Annotated in this window: 13 protein-coding genes; 7 read left to right on the top strand and 6 right to left on the bottom strand. The window is 60.3% G+C overall.

The features are described 5' to 3' along the window. Positions 1-102 precede the first annotated feature (102 nt). The 7 genes from BTE54_RS09405 (at position 103) to BTE54_RS09375 (ending at position 7,393) form a co-directional block, all read left to right on the top strand. Positions 103-1,335 (top strand): polyhydroxyalkanoate depolymerase, encoded by a 1,233-nt coding sequence (locus tag BTE54_RS09405; protein ID WP_245316573.1) that lies wholly within the window; start codon positions 103-105, stop codon positions 1,333-1,335. A 69-nt stretch (positions 1,336-1,404) separates the two neighbouring features. Next, positions 1,405-2,172, top strand: a complete 768-nt coding sequence (locus tag BTE54_RS09400) for a M48 family metallopeptidase (protein ID WP_065656812.1) — start codon at positions 1,405-1,407, stop codon at positions 2,170-2,172. Between the two features lie 102 nt (positions 2,173-2,274). Next, positions 2,275-2,937: a phosphoribosylanthranilate isomerase gene (locus BTE54_RS09395; protein WP_065656811.1), complete on the top strand. Its 663-nt coding sequence runs from the start codon at positions 2,275-2,277 to the stop codon at positions 2,935-2,937. Position 2,938: 1 nt separating this feature from the next. Further along, the gene (gene trpB, locus BTE54_RS09390) at positions 2,939-4,159 is read left to right on the top strand and encodes a tryptophan synthase subunit beta (protein WP_078052262.1); all 1,221 of its coding nucleotides are present in this window, start codon (positions 2,939-2,941) and stop codon (positions 4,157-4,159) included. A 4-nt stretch (positions 4,160-4,163) separates the two neighbouring features. Further along, positions 4,164-5,003, top strand: a complete 840-nt coding sequence (gene trpA / locus BTE54_RS09385; protein WP_065657024.1) for a tryptophan synthase subunit alpha — start codon at positions 4,164-4,166, stop codon at positions 5,001-5,003. A gap of 27 nt (positions 5,004-5,030) precedes the next feature. Beyond that, entirely contained in the window at positions 5,031-5,927 is an 897-nt protein-coding gene (gene accD, locus BTE54_RS09380; protein ID WP_078052261.1) for an acetyl-CoA carboxylase, carboxyltransferase subunit beta, read from the top strand. An 86-nt stretch (positions 5,928-6,013) separates the two neighbouring features. Next, complete coding sequence (locus BTE54_RS09375) at positions 6,014-7,393, top strand: folylpolyglutamate synthase/dihydrofolate synthase family protein (protein WP_198939112.1); 1,380 nt, start codon at positions 6,014-6,016, stop codon at positions 7,391-7,393. Between the two features lie 47 nt (positions 7,394-7,440). On the opposite strand, the gene trxA is transcribed toward BTE54_RS09375, so the two are convergent. From trxA to BTE54_RS09345, 6 genes are all read right to left on the bottom strand, one after another. After that, positions 7,441-7,761 (bottom strand): thioredoxin, encoded by a 321-nt coding sequence (gene trxA / locus BTE54_RS09370; protein ID WP_003521174.1) that lies wholly within the window; start codon positions 7,759-7,761, stop codon positions 7,441-7,443. Between the two features lie 77 nt (positions 7,762-7,838). Continuing rightward, positions 7,839-11,396 (bottom strand): double-strand break repair helicase AddA, encoded by a 3,558-nt coding sequence (addA, locus tag BTE54_RS09365; RefSeq protein ID WP_078052260.1) that lies wholly within the window; start codon positions 11,394-11,396, stop codon positions 7,839-7,841. Beyond that, positions 11,386-14,571 (bottom strand): double-strand break repair protein AddB, encoded by a 3,186-nt coding sequence (gene addB / locus BTE54_RS09360; RefSeq protein WP_078052259.1) that lies wholly within the window; start codon positions 14,569-14,571, stop codon positions 11,386-11,388. The genes addA and addB overlap by 11 nt, the downstream gene beginning before the upstream one ends. Then, complete coding sequence (locus tag BTE54_RS09355; protein WP_078052435.1) at positions 14,568-15,305, bottom strand: nucleotidyltransferase family protein; 738 nt, start codon at positions 15,303-15,305, stop codon at positions 14,568-14,570. Before BTE54_RS09355 ends, addB begins: the two co-directional genes overlap by 4 nt. 16 nt (positions 15,306-15,321) lie before the next feature. Continuing rightward, positions 15,322-16,833 (bottom strand): tRNA (adenosine(37)-N6)-threonylcarbamoyltransferase complex ATPase subunit type 1 TsaE, encoded by a 1,512-nt coding sequence (gene tsaE, locus BTE54_RS09350; protein ID WP_078052258.1) that lies wholly within the window; start codon positions 16,831-16,833, stop codon positions 15,322-15,324. Next, positions 16,830-19,412: a PAS domain-containing sensor histidine kinase gene (locus BTE54_RS09345; RefSeq protein ID WP_078052257.1), complete on the bottom strand. Its 2,583-nt coding sequence runs from the start codon at positions 19,410-19,412 to the stop codon at positions 16,830-16,832. The genes tsaE and BTE54_RS09345 overlap by 4 nt, the downstream gene beginning before the upstream one ends. Positions 19,413-19,550 lie beyond the last annotated feature (138 nt).

Here is a 19,550-nt window from a genome sequence, read left to right as displayed (position 1 = left end):
GTGAGGCGCCGGCGGGAAACCGCCGGCGCCTTCGATTTTGTGCACCTGCGAAAAGCTGCTATGGTTGAAAAAAAGAGCGTGATCGCGAGGGAGGCGTCATCAGTGTTCTACCACCTCTATGAAATGAACCATGCGGCCATGGCGCCGCTGCGCGCCGGCGCCGACATGATGCGTCAGGCTTGCAACAATCCGCTCAACCCGCTTTCCAGCACGGCTTTCGGAAGAAGCCTCGATGCCGGTTTTGAGGTCTTTGAGCGCATGACGCGCCGTTACGCTAAACCGGAATTCGCTCTTTGCAGTACGATTGTCGATGGCCACACCGTCAATGTTGTCGAAGAGACCGTCTGGTCGCGTCCGTTCTGCAATCTGCTTCGTTTCAAGAAGGAACTCGATCCAGCCCGTAAGTCCGATCCGAAGGTGCTGCTGGTGGCGCCGATGTCCGGCCACTACGCCACCCTGTTGCGGGGAACGGTGGCGGCCCTGCTGCCTTCGGCGGATATCTACATCACCGATTGGACCGACGCCCGCACCGTGCCGGTGAGTGAGGGCACCTTCGATCTCGATGATTACATCAGCTATGTCATCGAGATGCTTCGCGCGATCGGACCGGGGGCGCATGTGGTAGCCGTCTGTCAGCCATCCGTGCCGGTACTGGCCGCCGTTTCCCTGATGGAGGCTGATGGGGATAAATTCGCGCCGGCATCCATGACGCTGATGGGCGGTCCGATCGATACGCGCATCAATCCAACGGCTGTCAACGGTCTTGCCAAGGCGAAACCCATTGAATGGTTCCGCGACAATGTCGTCATGCAGGTGCCGTGGCCGCAGCCGGCTTTTGGCCGCAATGTCTATCCGGGCTTCCTGCAACTCTCCGGTTTCATGTCCATGAACCTCGACAAGCACATGACGGCGCACAAGGATTTTTACCTCAACCTCGTCAAGAATGACGGCGATTCCGCTGAAAAACACCGCGAATTTTACGATGAATATCTAGCCGTCATGGATCTGACGGCGGAGTTCTATCTGCAGACAGTGGAAACCGTCTTTATCGACCATGCGCTTCCGAAAGGGAACATGCTGCACCGGGGCAGGGCGGTCGATCCCGCAGCCATTCGCAACGTCGCACTGTTTACGGTGGAAGGTGAGAATGACGATATTTCCGGCGTCGGCCAGACGAAGGCCGCGCATGATCTCTGCCGGAATATCCCTGAAGACAAACGCGCCCATTACATGCAGCCGGATGTCGGGCACTACGGCGTCTTCAACGGTTCGCGCTTCCGCAAGGAAATCGTGCCGCGCATGCTGGATTTTATCCGCAAACATCAGACAGCTTAAGGACAAGACGGCCGGCCGTGCCGCGCATTTGCATGGCCAAGCGACGGACGAATCGGTTATGAAGAGTTCATGTTTTCGCTCCTCAGAAAATCCCTGAAGTCGCCGGTCCCAAAGAAGATTGCGCCCAGCCAGCGCACCGTCGCAGTGGCGGGCAGGCAGGTGCCGATTACGGTCAGGGAAAATCCGCGTGCCACGCGCATTACGCTGCGCATCGAACCCGGCGGCCGGGCGCTGAAGCTGACGATCCCGATGGGCCTGCATCACCGCCAGGTGGATGATTTTCTCGAGAGGCATCAGGGCTGGCTGGAAGGCAAGCTTGTGAAATTCAGCCCCGACGACGGTTTGCGGTCGGGTGCGACCATCGATATTCGTGGCATAGCCCACCGCATTGACCATACTGGCAGCCTGCGAGGGCTGACACATGTCACGAAAGACGCCGATGGGATGGCCGTTCTGAAGGTCAGCGGCGCGCCGGAACATCTGAGACGGCGGATAGCGACATTCCTCAAGAAGGAAGCGAAGGCGGATCTGGAACGGCTTGTGGCTGTTCATGCACGCACCGCCGGCCGGCCGGTCCGCTCCATCAGCATGAAGGATACCCGCAGCCGGTGGGGCTCCTGTTCCCATGATGGAAATCTGAGCTTTTCCTGGCGCATCGTCATGGCCCCGGAAAAGGTCATCGACTATCTCGCCGCCCATGAGGTCGCGCATCTGAGCGAAATGAACCACGGCCCGAAATTTTGGGCATTGTGCGAAAAGCTCTGCCCGCACACGGAAGAAGCCAAGAGCTGGCTGAAACGCCATGGTTCGAAACTTCACGCCATCGATTTCGATTGAAACCGGCGGCGCGGATCGCCATCTGGATTCACGTGAAACATTCCATCGGGAATGGATGCGATTTGGCTCGACTCTTGTCGCATTTCATGTCAGGTCGCGGGTATGAAACCGGATATCAAGATTTGCGGATTGAAGACACCGGAAGCGCTGGAGCGCGCCGTCAGGCGTGGTGCGTCCCATGTCGGTTTTATTTTCTTTGAAAAAAGCCCGCGCAATATCGAGCCCGATCTTGCCGGCAGGCTGGCGGAAGGCGCTCGTGGCGCCGCCAAGGTGGTTGCCGTCACCGTCAATGCCGATAATGATTATCTCGATGAAATCGTCGATCTCGTCAAACCGGACATTCTGCAGCTGCATGGCAATGAAAGCCCGGAACGGCTGCTGAACATCAAGGCGCTGTATGGCCTGCCTGTCATGAAGGCGATTTCCATTCGCGATGCTGCTGATCTTGCCAAAATCGACCCTTATATTGGAATAGCCGACCGTTTTCTGCTGGATGCCAAGGCGCCTGCCGGTTCCGAGCTTCCGGGCGGCAACGGCGTGTCCTTCGACTGGACCATCCTGCGATCACTTGACGGAAGTGTGGATTACATGCTTTCCGGGGGATTGAACAAGGACAATGTCGCCGAGGCGCTGGCGGAGACCAGGGCAAGCGGACTAGATTTATCGTCCGGTGTGGAAAGTGCGCCGGGCGTCAAGGATTTGTCCATGATCGACGCATTTTTCGATGTGGTGAATGATTGGTCGAAAGGCCCAAAGGGAGCTTGAAGTGAACGACGCGCCAACACCCAATTCTTTTCGCGCTGGTCCCGATGAGGACGGCCGTTTCGGCATTTACGGAGGTCGCTTCGTTGCCGAAACGCTGATGCCGCTCATTCTGGATTTGCAGGCGGAATGGGACAAGGCCAAGACCGATCCCGCGTTTCAGGCGGAGCTCAAGCATCTCGGCGCACACTATACCGGTCGTCCGAGCCCGCTTTATTTTGCGGAACGCCTGACGGCGGAACTTGGTGGCGCGAAGATCTATTTCAAGCGCGAAGAGCTGAACCACACCGGCTCGCACAAGATCAACAATTGCCTCGGCCAGATCCTGCTTGCCAAGCGCATGGGCAAGACCCGTATCATCGCCGAAACCGGTGCCGGCCAGCACGGCGTTGCCTCGGCTACCGTCGCTGCACGCTTCGGCCTACCCTGCGTCGTTTATATGGGCGCGACGGATGTTGCCCGTCAGGCCCCGAATGTGTTCCGCATGAAGCTCCTCGGTGCCGAGGTGAAGCCGGTCACGGCTGGCCATGGCACCCTGAAGGACGCCATGAACGAGGCCCTGCGCGACTGGGTCACCAATGTCGAGGACACCTATTATCTGATCGGCACTGCCGCCGGCCCGCATCCCTATCCGGAAATGGTCCGCGATTTCCAGGCCGTTATCGGCGAGGAAGCTAAGACGCAGATGCTGGAGGCGGAAGGTCGCCTGCCGGATCTGGTCGTCGCGGCTGTCGGCGGCGGTTCGAACGCCATCGGCATCTTCCATCCTTTCCTCGATGACAAGAATGTCCGTATTATCGGCGTCGAAGCCGGCGGCAAGGGTCTTTCGGGTGATGAGCATTGCGCTTCCATCACCGCCGGTTCGCCGGGTGTGCTGCATGGCAACCGCACCTATCTGCTGCAGGATGAGGACGGTCAGATCAAGGAAGGCCATTCCATCTCCGCCGGCCTCGATTATCCCGGCATCGGCCCTGAACATTCCTGGCTGAACGATATTGGCCGCGTGGAATATGTGCCGATCATGGACCATGAGGCGCTGGACGCCTTCCAGATGCTGACCCGCCTTGAAGGCATCATTCCGGCTCTGGAGCCGAGCCATGCCCTGGCCGAGGTCATCAAGCGCGCACCGAAGATGGGCAAGGATGAAATCATCCTGATGAACCTCTCCGGTCGCGGCGACAAGGATGTCCACACCGTCAGCAAGTTCCTTGGAATGGATGTATAAGATCATGACTGCACGTATGGACAAGCGCTTTGCCGATCTGCGCGCTGAAAATCGCCCGGCCCTGATTACCTATTTCATGGGCGGCGACCCGGATTTTGAAACCTCGCTCGGCATCATGAAAGCGCTGCCGGAAGCCGGTGCCGACGTCATCGAACTCGGCATGCCCTTTTCCGATCCGATGGCGGATGGTCCGGCCATTCAGCTGGCCGGCCAGCGCGCGCTGAAAGGCGGCCAGACGCTGAAAACCACGCTCGATCTCGCTCGCGAGTTCCGCAAGGGAGATGACGCGACGCCGATCGTGATGATGGGCTATTATAATCCGATCTATATCTACGGCGTCGAAAAATTTCTGGACGACGCAATCGCCGCCGGCATCGATGGCCTGATCGTTGTCGATCTGCCGCCGGAAATGGACGATGAACTCTGCATCCCCGCTCTTGCGCGCGGCATCAACTTCATCCGTCTGGCGACGCCAACGACGGATGGCAAGCGCCTGCCTGCCGTCCTTAAAAATACCTCAGGTTTCGTCTACTACGTCTCGATGAACGGTATCACCGGTTCAGCACTTCCCGATCCCTCGTTGATCTCGGGTGCTGTCGGTCGTATCAAGGCGCATACGGAACTGCCGGTCTGTGTCGGTTTCGGTGTTAAAACGGCGGATCATGCAAAAGCGATCGGTGCCGTTGCGGATGGCGTTGTGGTCGGTTCGGCCATCGTCAACCAGATTGCGGGCAGCCTTACCAGGGACGGGCAGGCGACCGCCGATACCGTACCGGCCGTTACGACGCTGGTAAAAGGACTTTCAACGGGCGTGCGTGCATCGCGCCTTGCCGCCGCGGAATAAGCGCGCGGCCCAGTCAGGAGTAGTCAGTTGAACTGGATCACCAATTACGTACGGCCCCGGATCAATTCCATGCTTGGCCGCCGCCCGGAGGTTCCGGAGAACCTGTGGATCAAGTGCCCGGAAACGGGCGAGATGGTCTTCCACAAGGATTTGGAAGACAACAAGTGGGTCATCCCGGCTTCCGGCTACCATATGAAGATGCCGGCCAAGGCGCGCCTTGCCGATCTTTTCGATGGCGGTGTCTATGAAGCACTGCCGCAGCCGAAGGTAGCGCAGGACCCCTTGAAGTTCCGCGATTCCAAAAAATACACCGACCGCCTGCGCGACAGCCGCACGAAGACCGAGCAGGAAGACACGATCCTTGCCGGCGTCGGCCTCCTGAAAGGCCTGAAGATCGTCGCCGTCGTGCATGAATTCCAGTTCATGGGCGGTTCGCTGGGCATTGCCGCCGGCGAAGCGATCGTCAAGGCCTTCGAGCGTGCCATTTCCGAGCGTTGCCCGCTCGTGATGTTCCCGGCCTCGGGCGGTGCGCGCATGCAGGAAGGCATTCTGTCGCTGATGCAGCTGCCGCGCACCACGGTTGCGGTGAACATGCTGAAAGAAGCGGGAATGCCTTACATCGTGGTTCTGACGAACCCGACGACCGGCGGCGTCACGGCCTCCTACGCCATGTTGGGCGATGTGCATATCGCCGAGCCGGGTGCCGAGATTTGCTTCGCAGGCAAGCGCGTGATCGAGCAGACCATTCGCGAAAAGCTCCCCGAAGGCTTCCAGACTTCGGAGTACCTGCTGGAGCACGGCATGGTGGACATGGTGATCGACCGCCGCGAAATTCCCGACACGCTGGCCAATCTGCTCAAGATCATGACCAAAGCGCCTGCTGACAACGCAAATGCTGTCGTACCGCTGGCCGCTTCGGCCTGAGGAAAAAAATATGTCGCCCGGAGGCATAAACTGCCTTCGGGATGATGCTATACGTTGCATGATTTCATCTTTGGTGCGGCGGACAAATGGCAAGCAAAACGCCTGAAAGGCGAACGGAAGACATGACGAAGCCCGCGATCGGTGAGGCCGAGAAGATCATTGAAGAGCTGATGCAGCTCCACCCCAAGGGGTTCGATCTTTCGCTCGACAGAATTTCCCGTCTTCTTGAAAAACTCGGCAATCCCCAGAACAGGATGCCACCTGTTATCCATGTTGCGGGCACCAATGGTAAGGGTTCCGTCACGGCCTTTTGCCGAGCGCTTCTGGAGGCGGCGGGCCTTTCCGTTCACGTCCATACTTCTCCACATCTGGTGAACTGGCACGAACGTTATCGTATTGGCGTTTACGGGGAAAAAGGCCGTTATGTCGAGGATGCCGTCTTTGCGGATGCGCTGCGCCGTATTGAAGCTGCCAATGCAGGCCAGACGATCACGGTTTTCGAAATTCTGACTGCCGCGATGTTCGTGCTTTTTGCGGAACAGCCCGCCGATGCCGCCGTCGTTGAGGTTGGTCTGGGTGGACGTTTCGATGCGACCAATGTGATCAAAAATCCGGCCGTCTCCGTCATCATGCCGATTTCGTTGGATCATCAGGCCTATCTCGGCGACCGGGTGGAGCTGATTGCCGCCGAAAAGGCAGGCATCATGAAGTCCGGTTCCCCCGTCGTCATAGGCCATCAGGAATATGATGCGGCGCTCGAAACGCTCGTCGCCACGGCGGAGCGGCTCGGTTGCCCGGTATCGGTCTATGGGCAGGATTTTTCCGCCCATGAAGAATTCGGCCGTATGGTCTATCAGGATGAGTTCGGCCTGGCCGATGCGCCGCTGCCGCGTCTTCCCGGCCGCCACCAGCTTGCCAATGCCGCCGCCGCGATCCGCGCCATCAAGGCCGCCGGTTTCGAGGTGACGGAACGGATGATCGAAAAAGCCATGACCTCCGTGGAATGGCCCGGCCGTCTGCAGCGCATCCTGACCGGCAAAATCGCTGAAATGGCCCCGAAGAATTCGGAAATCTGGATCGATGGCGGTCATAACCCCGGCGCGGGCGAAGTCATTGCCGAAGCGATGGCCGGCTTTGAGGAAAAGACGCCACGCCCACTGTTCATCATTGCAGGCATGATCAATACCAAGGATCCGGTGGGCTATTTCAAGGCCTTCGCCGATATTGCCGAATATGTCTTCACCGTGCCGATTGGCGGCACCGATGCGGCGATCGATCCCGTCGTGCTTGCCCATGCGGCCTTCGATGCCGGTCTCGTGGCGGCCCCCACCTCGTCCCTCACGCATGCTCTGGAAGAGCTTTCGCGCCGCTTCGACCCCGAAGGACCGGCGCCGCGCATCCTGATCGGCGGCTCGCTTTATCTTGCCGGCAACGCGCTTGCCTTCAACGGCACGGTTCCCCAATAAAAAAGCCCGGCATCGCTGCCGGGCTTTTTTCATTCCACTGATATTGCTTATGCAGCGCCCGAAATCCAGGCGGACAGCGCTGTCTTGGGAGCAGCGCCAACCTTGATGTCGGCCACTTCGCCGCCCTTGAACATGGCGAGCGTCGGGATGGAGCGCACGCCGAACTGGGCAGCCAGTTCCGGGTTTTCGTCGATGTTGAGCTTCGCGACCTTGACCTTGCCGGCAAGCTCGGACGAAATTTCCTCAAGGCTCGGCGCGATCATCTTGCACGGGCCGCACCATTCGGCCCAGAAATCCACCACGACGGGTTCGGAGGATTCGAGGACTTCGGACTGGAAGTTGGCGGCATCGACTTTTACGGTAGCCATATCTGGCTCTCCTTTCAGCTAAACTTTTCCGCTATCGATGTGATGCGGGCGCGTCGGAATTTCAATGCCCCGGTATCTCACTTTGTCTTTATTGCGGCAAGAGCCTGCGTCATTGCATCATCGTCAACCCGCACAAAAGTGGCATTTTCCGTATAGATCAGCGCGCAGACAAATTCCTTGCCGGGATAGAGCGGTGCAAGAATTTCGCGATAGATGGCAAGCTGCGCGGTGTGGGAGAAAGGTATCTCACGTGCCGTGCGCGGCGGAACCCGGTTCGTCTTGTAGTCGACCAAAATAACGCGATCACCATCCACCGCCAGCCGGTCGACGCGGCCGGAGACGGCATAGTGCTGCCGGCCGATCGTCATCGTGCCCATGATGGAAATTTCCGCGCGGCTGTTGGCGGAAAAGGCCGGTTGCACCGCCGGTTCGGAGATGACCCGCAGAACCGCCCGGATCAAATGCTCGCGTTCGGCCGTAGGCCAGAAACGGGCCGCTCGTTCCGCATAGCGGCGGGCAGCCTCCTCCCGCTCCGCCTCGGCAAAATCCGGCAGTGCCTGCAGCATGCGATGCACCAGCCGGCCGCGCTGCAGCGCAAGCGAAGAGACATCGGCTTTCTCGCCGAAAAGCGGCGAACGCACGGCAAGATCATCCGCACCGTCATCGATGATGGTGCCTGTACCGGAAGGGCTGAGCGGCCTTGGCAAGGAGGGCAGGGCAGGCAGGGGAGCAAGCAGCCCGGCCGGAAGAGTATATTCTTCGTCCTGCTGCTTTTCCGGCAGCCTTTGCGGAAGAGATGTCGCGCGAGCCTCGGATTTACGCCAGACAAGCCCCTGCCATTCCTCGCCATCGGCCGTGAAAAGCTGCGGCTTGCAATGGTCTTCATTGTTGGCAAGCGCCGCCTTGACGATGGCATGCCAGCATTCGGGGTTTTCCTTCTGGCCGCGATAACCGCAGACGACGAGGTGATCGGCGGCGCGCGTCATCGCCACATAAAGCAGCCGTCGATATTCGTCTTCGGCGGCCGTCTTCAGCCGTTCCTCGTCGGAGTGAATGAGATGGTTGGAAAAGCCGCTGCCGGGCAGCCAGACCGGGAAGGCGTCCTCACCCGCTTCGACGAAGCGCAGTTTCGGTACATGGCTGTGATTGAAGGCCTTCGAACCGCCATCGACGACAAAAACGACCGGCGCCTCAAGGCCCTTGGAGGCGTGCACGGTCATAATGCGTACTTCGCCACGGTCCTTGTCCTGCTCGCGTTTCACTTCCGGTGAATCGGTTTCCAGAACGGAGAGAAAGGCCTGAAGGCCGGGCAGACCTGTCCTTTCGTGGTCCAGCGCAAAGGACAGGAACTCATCCAGAACGTCGCTCGCCTCATTGCCAAGCCGGCCCAGGAATTTCTTGCGTCCGTCATGCAGGGTGAGGACCGCTGCAAAGAAATCATGCACGGTGGCCGTTTTGGAAAGCGCGATGAAACCTTCCAGCTTGGCGGTAACGGCGGAAAGATGACCATTCTCTTCCTGCGAAAGGATTTGCAGCCGTTTCCAGACGCTCTCCGTTTCCGATCGCATGGCGGCGATGTTGAAAACGTCATCTTCGGTCAGGTTGAAAAGCGGGCTCTTCAACAGTGCGGCGAGCGAAAGATCGTCTTCAGGCAGGACAACGAAATGTCCGAGCGCCAGAAGGTCCTGCACGGCAATGTGGTCAGTCAGGCGAAGGCGGTCGGCGCCGGCAACGGGAATATTCTTGCGTCGTTTCAGCTCGCGCGTCAGCGCGTTGACAAAGGCATGGCGTTTTCTGACGAGAACCAGAATGTCGCCTGGCTCCACGGCGCGCTCGACGCCCTTTTCGATGATGGTCTCGCTTCCGATCATATCGGCGATGCGCGCGGCGATCCGGCGGGCGACGATGGTGGCCGGCGCGCTTTCCCGCAGCGCATCGAAGGGCGCTGTCCAATCCTCTTCGTCTTCGGCGGTTTCCGGCGCCACCATGTCCCACACCTCCACGGTGCCGGGATGGCCGGCACGGTTGGATCGGTGCTCCACCGGCTCGTTATCGGCACTGAGGCCGCTGGCGTTATTCGGGTCTGAAAAGACCTGATCGACGGCGGCCAGAACATCCTCCGTGGACCGGAAAGAAAGCGGCAGGCGGATACGGTGAAAGGCCTGATCGACGGAATCGACGCGCTTTTTGGTCTCTTCGCGCTCCTGCGAAAACCGTTCCGGCCGGGCGCCCTGGAATGAATAGATCGACTGTTTTTCATCGCCCACGGCAAAAAGCGTGCGCCGCCCCAGGCGGGCGCTCTCGCCGGTGAAGAAATCCGCCGCCAGCGACTGGATGATCGACCATTGCACCGGGCTGGTATCCTGCGCCTCATCGACGAGAATATGGTCGATGCCCTGATCCAGCTTGTAGTGCACCCAGGCGCCGGCCGTATCGCGGTTGAGAAGGTTGGCCGCGCGCTCGATCAAGTCTTCGAAATCGAGCTGGCTTCGCTGTTTCTTCAGGTCTTCGAAATCGCCGATCAGCCTTTCGGCCAGAACAAGGGCGCATTTTGTCGCCGCCAGCATCCGCACCAGACGATATCGGTTGCGGCAGGAAACGACATGGTCCCGCGCCAGCGTCAGCGCATCGAGAAGTTCGGGGGCGGATTTCTGCATGCCCTTGTTGATGACATAGGCATCCGATTTCTTTTCGCCCTTGGCTGTCAGCAGTGCCGCTTCGATGAATTCCATCCGCCGCACGGGGTCCGACTGTCGTTTTGCCTCCCTGAGCGCATAAGCGACATCGATGACGCGTGATCCACCTACCTCGTCGGCAAGGGCGAGATACGTATCGAGCGCAAGGCCTGAGAGGCCGGGCAGAGGCCAGAAGGCGGCTGCCGCGGTTTCTTCGGTTTCCCCGTCTGCGATCTGCATCGCCTGCCGCAACCGCGCATCGATGCCGCCCGACTGTTTGGCGTCCAGAAGAAAGGCGCGAAGGGCGCTGCGATTGGCGATGATGGCGGAAAGCAGCGATTCCAGTCCGCTTTCGTCGGCGAGATCGAGCACATAAGCGAGCGATTGCGCCAGCTCCGCGTCCCGTTCCGTCGAAACCGCCGTTAGAAGCGAACGGCGTGCTTCGGCAAGCAGCGTGGTTGCGGCGCGGTCGTCAAGAACGGAGAAATGGCCGGCGACATTGGCTTCCAGTGGGAACTGATGCAGCAACGCCTCGCAGAAGGCGTGGATCGTCTGGATTTTCAACCCGCCCGGCGTTTCCAGCGCCTTGGCAAACAGCCTGCGCGCTTCGGCAAGCTTGATGCGATCGGGCACCTTGCCTTCGATGGCGGCGATGCGGTCCTTGAGATCGGAATCCGGCAAAGTAGCCCATTCCGCCAGACGGTCGAAGACGCGGCTGGACATTTCCGACGCCGCGGCCTTTGTATAGGTAAGGCACAAAATCGCCGAAGGTCTACATCCGGCCAGTAGCAGGCGGATGACGCGTTGGGTCAGAACATGGGTCTTGCCGGAGCCGGCGTTGGCCGACACCCAGGCAGAGCTTGCGGGATCGGAGGCAAGCCGCTGCCGGGCGCTGGTCCAGTCGATCCAGCTCTCAGGCGTGTCGGCGGCGGGGCCGGAATCGAAGGGATCAATCGTCATCGCCGTCTCCCGGTTCTGCCGTCGACCATTCCGCAACGCGGGCGAGGTGGTCATATTCCCCACCATAGGATTGTTGCTCTTCCGGCACGAGGCGGGAGGCGAAGCCGTTTTCGCCGTCACGCAGGGAATGGACGAATTTGGTGAGCTGTTCGATCGATTCCGTCGCGAGCTCAATCGCCGATTTCGGCGGTCTTTTGCCGCTTCGGCTGGAATGTTCGTTATTGACCTGATCGGCAAAAAAACGCTCGCCAGGCCGCAGGCGAACATAGATGAGGTTTTCCGGTGTGGGCGAACCGGCTTCGCGGAAGGCGCCGCGCATCAAGGCCGCCGCCTCGAGCGCAAGCTGCGGGTCGAGCAGCGCGCGCGCCTGATTGACGGAAGGCGCAAGCCCCGTCTTGTAGTCGATAATATCCGCCTGACCGTTTGTCTTGACGTCGATGCGGTCGGCGATCCCCGTCAGCCTTATGCCCGCCTCGACGATTTCCTGCCCGGCGCGAGCCTCGTAGAAGCTGTGGCGAATGGATGGATGACGTTCTTTTTCCCAGTCGATAAATGCGCGCGCTACCGCTGCAAAACGCGGCCGCCAGATGACATCCACATGGGGAGGCAGGTTTTCCGCATCGAAACATTCGTCGAGAATGCGCTGCATGGCCGAAAGCGAGGCCGGTGTGCCGGGAACATGTCCCTCACGGGAATAGCGCTCGATGATCGCGTGATAGAGCGTGCCGCGATCGGCGGCGTTCGGATCGCGATTGAAGGGGTCGAGTGGGTCCAGCTTCAGGATGCGCCGCGCATAGATCGAATAGGGATCGCGGCGCAGGCGCCCCACTTCGCTGAAGGAATAGCGCGTCGGCTGCAACGCGGCTGGTGGTTTCGGCGCAGGGCGCTTTGCCGCTTCCTGATCGATGCTTTCATCCATCAATCCCGCCCAATGGCGATAGGTCTCGCCGCGCTTCCTCAGTCTATCGGCAACATCCTCGCCGCCCAGCGCGAGAAGACGCTGGAGCCAGCGTGAGGCGACGGCGGGCGTTGAGCCCTGCCTCAGCGCGCGGGTGTAAAAAATCTGTCGGGTGCCATTTGCCATCTCGAAATCATGCGCCAGCTGACCGATGCGCCGTTCAGGCGGTTCGAGGCCAATGGCGGTCTTCATGGTGCGGGACAGGAAGGGATTATTCGCCGTCTGCCCCGGCCAGAGCCCTTCATTGAGACCACCGATGACAACGGTATCGACGCTTTGCAGCCGTGCCTCAAGCGCGCCGAAGATGAAAATGCGCGGATGACGCATCGATCTTGGCTTGATCGATTCACCGGCTACCAGTGCCGCAAAAATATCGATCCATTGCGGTCCATCCGCATCGAGGATTTCGCCGCTTTCCATCAGCTCGCCGAACAGCTCGGAAAGCTTGTCTCCCGCTTCACCGGACCAGAGCGCGGCAAGATCGCTGTTTTCATCCGCGCAGATGGCTTCGATCACGCGACCCGTCCGCTCCGCCCAAACGGACAGCGGCAATTTATCGGTGAAGGCGCGGCCGGATCGATCTTTGCGGACAAAGGCGGAACCGAGCGGCTCGGTCGCAACGGCAATCCGCTGTGCCAGGTCGCGCGCAGCCTCCGCGCTTGCCTCCGGCAGCGCCAGCCGCCAGGCAGGTGGGTGCCGGTCGTCGCGCTGCGCCAGAAGCTGCGCCTCCAGAACCGCTTCCAGATTGCCGATTTCGGTCTCCACACGGCCGCCGCGCAGCGCGATCAGCTCCAGCGCTTTGGAGGCTTTCGCGAAAGCTTCATCGGAAAGCCCGAAGCGGCTAAGCGGATGTTTCAGAAGGGAAATGATCGGCACCGGGTCGCCGGGCCTCAGGATCGCTTCCAGCGCCAGTTGCGTCAGCCCCGCTTGTGGGGTGGCGGAGAGCGGCGTACCGGCCGAGTCGTCTGCTTCGATGCCGAAGCGCTGCAACTCCGTTGCCACGCGCCGCGCCAGCCCGCGGTCCGGTGTTATCAGCGCTGCCTGCGACGGACGCCCCGCGCCGGGCGCTTCAAGCGCCAGCCGCAAAGCCACCGCGATGGCTGTTGCCTCCTCGCGCTCATTGGCGGCTTCTATCAGCGTGGCCGTCGCGAAGGCGTCGTCGAAAAAGCCGGGTTGCCTGTCCTCGCGCCAGCGATTCCAGCCGCTGGTGGATTTGGCCGGCGCAAGTGCGGCCGAAAACACGGCTGCTCGCTTTTCCAGATCGCTATCGATGGCGCCGATCTGAACCACGTCGTCGCGCAGGATGCCGAGCTTCTGCAACAGCATATAAAGTCCATATTGCGAGTGGGTGCGGCTCGAAGGATCGGTAGGGTCCTCGGCGATTGCCTCCCACTGCTCCTCCGGCATGGCGAGATCTAGCCCCGGAAGCACGACGGTGCCCTGGGGCAGGGCCGCAACGGCGGCGATAAGATCGGCTGCGGCAGGAATGGAACCCGTCGACCCGGCGACGATGATTGGTCCCGTATCCGGCAAATTGGCAAGCCGGTTCGCTTCCGCCCGCAGGATGGCGTTGCGATGCCGGCCGGCCGAGGAACGGTTGAGTTCGGCAAGCCGCGCCGGCCAGAAGACGCTGGCGATGCGCAGGAAATCCGCCGTCAGTTGCCACCATTGGGCGTGATCGCCAGTATCGAGATGCTGAAGCGCTTCCCAGTCCTTTTCTTCCGTATCCATTGCATCGATCACCTCGCCAAGCGCACGCGCCAGCCATATGGCGTCTGCGGGGCTGGCGGGGGCGACAAGCGGCGAATCGGAATGGATGGCCCGGATGGCATCCGGCAGGCTGTTGCGCCAGGCGAGAATAAGACGCGCCAGCTCGATCAGTCGGCCGGTGCCGGAAATCGGCGGCGCCAGATCCATGATTTCAGGATTTTCGATCTCGAAAAAGCCGCTGTCGTCATCCGTTTCGCCCAAGGGGCGGATCAGCGGCAGAATGGCGGACCGGCCGCCCAGACGATCGACGAATTCGGAGCGCAGCACACGGGCGGAGCGCCGCGTCGGCACGTAAATCGTCACCTTGGCAAGCGACAGCGGATCGGCCGGGTCGTATTTATAGCCGGCTGTCAGTGTCCCGTCACACAGCGTTTCCGCGAGCGTCTTGAGGAACGGTGTTCCCGCAGCGATCGTCAGAACGCGCTTTGCGTGGTGGGTGAGCGTCATGCAGAGCGTTTTTCCCTGAATTGGCGGATGATGCTTTCAGCATCGTCTATCGCATCCGGCGTGCCGACAGTGATCCAGTGGCCATCCAGAGAAAGCCCGAAAAGCCGGTCTCTTTCAATGGCGCGGTCGAAATAGATATTGAGGTTGAAGGCATCCGCCGGCGCATCGTCCAGCAGCCGCGAATCCATGGCGATGGCTCCGGCATAAACCACGGGGTTCGGATCGCCATCGCGATACCGCGTCAGTTTTCCATCGGCGGAGAGGTTGAAATCCCGCTTGCCATTGTGCCCGGTGGTGCGGTCCATGTCGACGCAGAGCAGCGCCATGTCCATTTGGGTCGGGTCGAAGAATTGCGCAAGCTTGCGCAGGTTGCTGACCGCATTCAGCTGCTCGCCAATCCAGAAGAGATCGGCATTCATGACGAAGACCGGGCCGGGTTCAAGAAGCTTCAGGCCCTTGGCGAGACCGCCGCCGGAATTCATCAGTTGCGTCCGCTCGTCGGAAATCAGGATTTCGGCGTCGGTGCGCTGCTCAAGATGGGTGACCATCTGGTCCGCGTGGTGGTGCACATTGACGACAATGGTTTCCGCACCGGCTTCGACAAGCGCGTCGAGCGCATAATCGATCATCGGCTTGCCCGCGATCTGGACGAGCGGCTTCGGTATCGTATCCGTGATCGGGCGCATCCGCGTGCCAAGCCCGGCGGCCAGCACCATCGCATTTTTAATCGTCATCGTGGTCAACCGTCTTTCAGTCGTCGAATTCCATGCCCATGCGCAGGCACCAGTCTTTGAGCGGTGCGAGTTCCGGATGCGAAAGCGCTGCACTGAGATAGCGGAACGTCCTCGGCATATGTTTCATATAACCGGGTTTTCCGTCCCGTTCCAACAGCCTCACCCAGATACCGGCGAGCTTGCAGTTGCGTTGCGCCGACATGATGGCGAAAGCCTTGAGGAAAAGAGCCTCATCGAAAGAGGGCGCGCTTCTCCTGCTGTCGAGATAGTGCGAAAGCAGGCGCGCTTGCAATTCGGGTGAGATGGTGACACGGGCGTCCTGCACGATGGAGGCAAGATCGTAAGCGCTCGGGCCGATCATCGCGTCCTGATAATCGATCAGGCCGACCTGCCGGATGCCGTTATTCTGTGCCTGCCAGAGAATATTTGGCGAATGGAAATCGCGCAGCAGAAGGCCGGTTTCGCAGCCAGCGAGCGCGTCGATCAGCCTGTCCCACAGGGCGTAATAGTCGTTCTTCTCGTCATCGGAGAGCGGTGTGCCGCGTTTGTAGGGCAGATACCACTCCACCAGCAACGAGACTTCAATTTTCATCGCCTGACGGTCGAACGGGGGAACCTCATAGGCGCTGCCGTCACCCACCGGCAGCAGGCCAGGTCGCGGGGCCTGATGGAGTGCGGCAAGGCAGGCGACGCTTTGGAGATAGCGGTCCTCCATAGGCGTTCCGTCAGGCGCAAGTACGCCATCCCGCCCCAGATCCTCCAGCAATAGAATACCCTGATCGATATCCGCCGCCAGAATCTCAGGGGCGCAAAGGCCGTTGTTTCGAAGATAGTTGCCGATCGCAACGAAGGAGCGGGCGTCCTGGGCAAGATGGGCGATTTCCGCGTAGGTCTTGCCATCCGCAATGATTGCACCCTTGAGGGGACGGCGCCAATCCATAAGGATAAGGTCCGGGCCGTCAGTGGAAACGGTCTCATAGGCTCGTGTTGAGGCGTCACCGCTCAGAAAACGCCGGGCCGCGTCGCCCCTGCCATTTTTTGCGAGAAACGCGCGGATGGCGAAAACCCGTTCAAGTCGTGCTTTCAGCTTTGCCGGAGCCTCGATGGAGGCGAGCCGCCCTTCGCCGGAATGCGTCAGCCGGAGCGTGACGGTCTGTTCCGGCGGCAGGATTTCGACGGCCATATCCGGCCATTCGATCAGGCAGATGCCATCCTCCAGCATCTCATCGATGCCGAGTTCGTCCAGTTCCGAAACATCCGAAAGCCGGTAGAGATCGAGATGGGCGACTGGATTACGGGCGGCATAGGTCTGGACGATCGTGAAGGTGGGGCTCGGAACTTCAAGATCCGGCTCGTCCGCCATTGCCCGGATGAAGGCGCGGGCAAGCGTCGATTTGCCGGCGCCGAGATCGCCGATCAGGGCCAGACAATCGCCGGGTTTCAAAGCCAGCGCGAGGTCTTCACCGAGCCTGATGGTGTCCTTTTCTCCCGCAAGGGGAATGGTGATCGGCAAGATGTCTTCGCTCATTCTGCGGCGATGGAATGCGGCCGTGTGCCGGAAGGAATGCGGCAGGTGACGATGGTGCCGTTGCCGGGCCGGCTGTCGATGCTGACCGTGCCATGATGCAGGCTGACGAAGCTTTCGACGATGGAAAGACCAAGCCCCGCACCGGTTCGCCGCCCGCCATTGCCGCGCGTCGCGAAGCGGTCGAACACGCTCTTCAGCATGTCCTCAGGAATGCCCGGACCCTTATCCGCGACCGAGAACACGAAGTCTCCTTCGCTGCGCTGGCAGGAAAGCTGCACGGAGGAACCTTCGGGTGCGAAATTGATAGCATTGGTCAGGAGCTTGATGAGAATCTGCTTCAGCCGCTGATGATCGGCCACCAGACTGCCGAGATGGGCGGGTGCAACGATCTCGAGCGAAATTCCGCTCTCCTGCAGCCGGTCGGCGATCTGCACGGAAACGTCTTCAAGCAATTCGTTCAGATCGTTTTCCGAATAATTGAGCTGCATGATGCCGGCATCGACGGTCGCGAGATCGAGAATATCGTTGACGATGGTCAGGAGCACCGAGGATGAGGTGGAAATATGGTCGAGATATTCCGCCTGCCGTTCCGTCAATTGGCCGATGCCGGGTGTCTTGAGGAGATCGGTGAAGCCGATGATATTCGTCAGCGGTGAGCGCAGCTCGTAGGAAACATGCTGCACGAAATCGTTCTTAAGCTCGTCGGCCTTCAGAAGCGCGTCGTTCTTTTCTTTCAGCGCCCGCTCGGCCCGCACGCTGTCGGTCATGTTGACGAAGGTCAGCATGGTCTGCGCGTCCGGCAGCGGAATGATGGCGTAGTCGAGCACGAGGCCGGAAAGCAGTTCCAGCGTGCCCTGCCGCGACGGCCGCTCATCGTCGAAGCTGGTAATGAACTGGCTGAAGGCGCGCCAGCCGTCCGGCCTGTCATAGGATTGCGTGCAGGCGGTTTCTATGGCGCGGATATGGGTGCCGGTCTCAGCCTGTTCCGCAGTCACGCCCCAGAGCGCCCGGAATGCCGGGTTGGACAGGCGAATGCGCCCATCGGCGCCGAACACGGCCACACCTTCGGCCAGATGGTCGATGGTTTCGCCCTGCACCTTTACCAGCGTGTTGTAGCGCATCTGCAGATCGACCTGCTCGGTCAGGTTCTCGAAGACCCAGGTCGCGCCGCCCTGCGGATGGGCAGTTGCGATGACCCGAAGCGTCTGGCCGTTCGGCAGGTGCCAGAGATCAGTCTTGGTATCCAGCGAACGGTAGACGGAAAGCGCCGTCTCCTTCCAGTTCTTCCAGTTCAGCTGCTCCGGCAATTTGCCGGCGGTGCGCAGCCTGTCCAGAAGCTCGGAATTGTCAGGGCTGGATTCGAGGAAAACGAGATCGAGACCCCAGAGAGCCGCAAAAGCCTGATTATAGAATTGCAGCCGCTGCCGGCCGTCGAAAATGGCGACAGGCGTTGCCAGATGATCGAGCGTTTCGGCGTGGCTCTTCAGAACCCGCTTGAGTTCCTCGCCGATGGTCTCGGCCTCGGTGGCATCGATGGCGATGCCGGCAGACCCACCCGCCGTCTTGATGTCGACGACGTCAAAGAAGGTGCGGTTTCCGGAAACCACCGTCGAAATACGGTCGTGATAGGGCGATTCCGGTGTCGCGGCCGCGCGTATCTTCTGCCGGGTAACCGTGTTCAGCAGTTCGCGTTTTTCATGAACGGCCTGTTCGGTGTCACGGGCATCCACCGCCTGCGCATAGGCGTGGTTGACCCAGATGAGGTCACCTTCGCCATTGCGCCGCCAGACAGGCTGCTCGATGGAATCGAGAAGTTCCTGAAAGGTCGAGACGGAAGCGATCAGGCGCTCGCGCTCCACCTGCAATTCAGCGAGTTCGGCGCGCAGATTGTTGAGGGCAATAAACCGCGCAAAGGCGTTTCCGCCGGAAACCCGGCCCTGCACTTCAATGACTTCGCCGCGCTGCGTCTCGATGGTCAGGTCGAAACTCTGGGCATGGCTGCGGAGTTTTTCGATGGATTTTTCAAGCTGGCTTGCGGATGCCGGTTTCAGCCAGCGGCCAAAGGCCAGAAAATCCTGATCCGCCAGCGGCACACCCGTCTCGGCCGGCAGCTGTCCCAGAAATTCGGGCCGCTTGTCCGCACCGTCCCAGACGACGATGCGGCGGCTCTTGTCGGAAATCAGCGCCTCGTATTTCGCGATCTTGTGGTGGGACTGGGCAAGCGCCTGTCGGTATTCGCTACTTTCCGCCTCGATATTACCGCGCTGGCGCACCAGCCAGACGACGGAAAACAGCGTTGCCGAAAGCATGCCGACGAAAAGCGAATAGGTGATGGTTTCTCCGGATGAGAACAACCGCGCGCCGGTCTTTGCCACAAGCCCGTCCTGCGCCAGCGCCACGCTTGCGGAGCCGGCCAGAACCGTGCCCGACATCAGGACAGGAAGCCTCGCAAAGCCTGTCTGAACCGCACTGACGACCTGCCGGCAACGCGCAAGAGCCGCGCTCAATGCCACGCTCGCATGCGTGTTTTCAACGCGTTGAACTGTCTGCTTGCGCAGATCCGAATTTTGAACCGACATCCCCGGTCTGTCTCCGTCCTATGTGCCGCATCTTCGACAAGACATCCCATTTCGTCCCCGCCGCCCTTTGGCGTGTCCGAATCAAGTCTGATGACAATACCGCCTTCATAAATCTGCGAAAAGGGAGCGCGCAAAAAA

Source organism: Agrobacterium sp. YIC 4121, assembly GCF_002008205.1.
In the GTDB taxonomy this organism is placed as follows: domain Bacteria; phylum Pseudomonadota; class Alphaproteobacteria; order Rhizobiales; family Rhizobiaceae; genus Agrobacterium; species Agrobacterium leguminum.
This window is presented reverse-complemented; position numbering and strand designations above follow the sequence as displayed.

Coding starts and splice junctions, on each gene's coding strand:
- tsaE (WP_078052258.1), bottom strand. CDS start 16,833: ATGAGCGAAGACATCTTGCCGATCACCATTCCCCTTGCGGGAGAAAAG.
- trxA (WP_003521174.1), bottom strand. CDS start 7,761: ATGGCTACCGTAAAAGTCGATGCCGCCAACTTCCAGTCCGAAGTCCTC.
- BTE54_RS09375 (WP_198939112.1), top strand. CDS start 6,014: ATGGCAAGCAAAACGCCTGAAAGGCGAACGGAAGACATGACGAAGCCC.
- BTE54_RS09355 (WP_078052435.1), bottom strand. CDS start 15,305: ATGACGATTAAAAATGCGATGGTGCTGGCCGCCGGGCTTGGCACGCGG.
- BTE54_RS09395 (WP_065656811.1), top strand. CDS start 2,275: ATGAAACCGGATATCAAGATTTGCGGATTGAAGACACCGGAAGCGCTG.
- addA (WP_078052260.1), bottom strand. CDS start 11,396: ATGACGATTGATCCCTTCGATTCCGGCCCCGCCGCCGACACGCCTGAG.
- trpA (WP_065657024.1), top strand. CDS start 4,164: ATGACTGCACGTATGGACAAGCGCTTTGCCGATCTGCGCGCTGAAAAT.
- addB (WP_078052259.1), bottom strand. CDS start 14,571: ATGACGCTCACCCACCACGCAAAGCGCGTTCTGACGATCGCTGCGGGA.
- BTE54_RS09345 (WP_078052257.1), bottom strand. CDS start 19,412: ATGTCGGTTCAAAATTCGGATCTGCGCAAGCAGACAGTTCAACGCGTT.
- BTE54_RS09400 (WP_065656812.1), top strand. CDS start 1,405: ATGTTTTCGCTCCTCAGAAAATCCCTGAAGTCGCCGGTCCCAAAGAAG.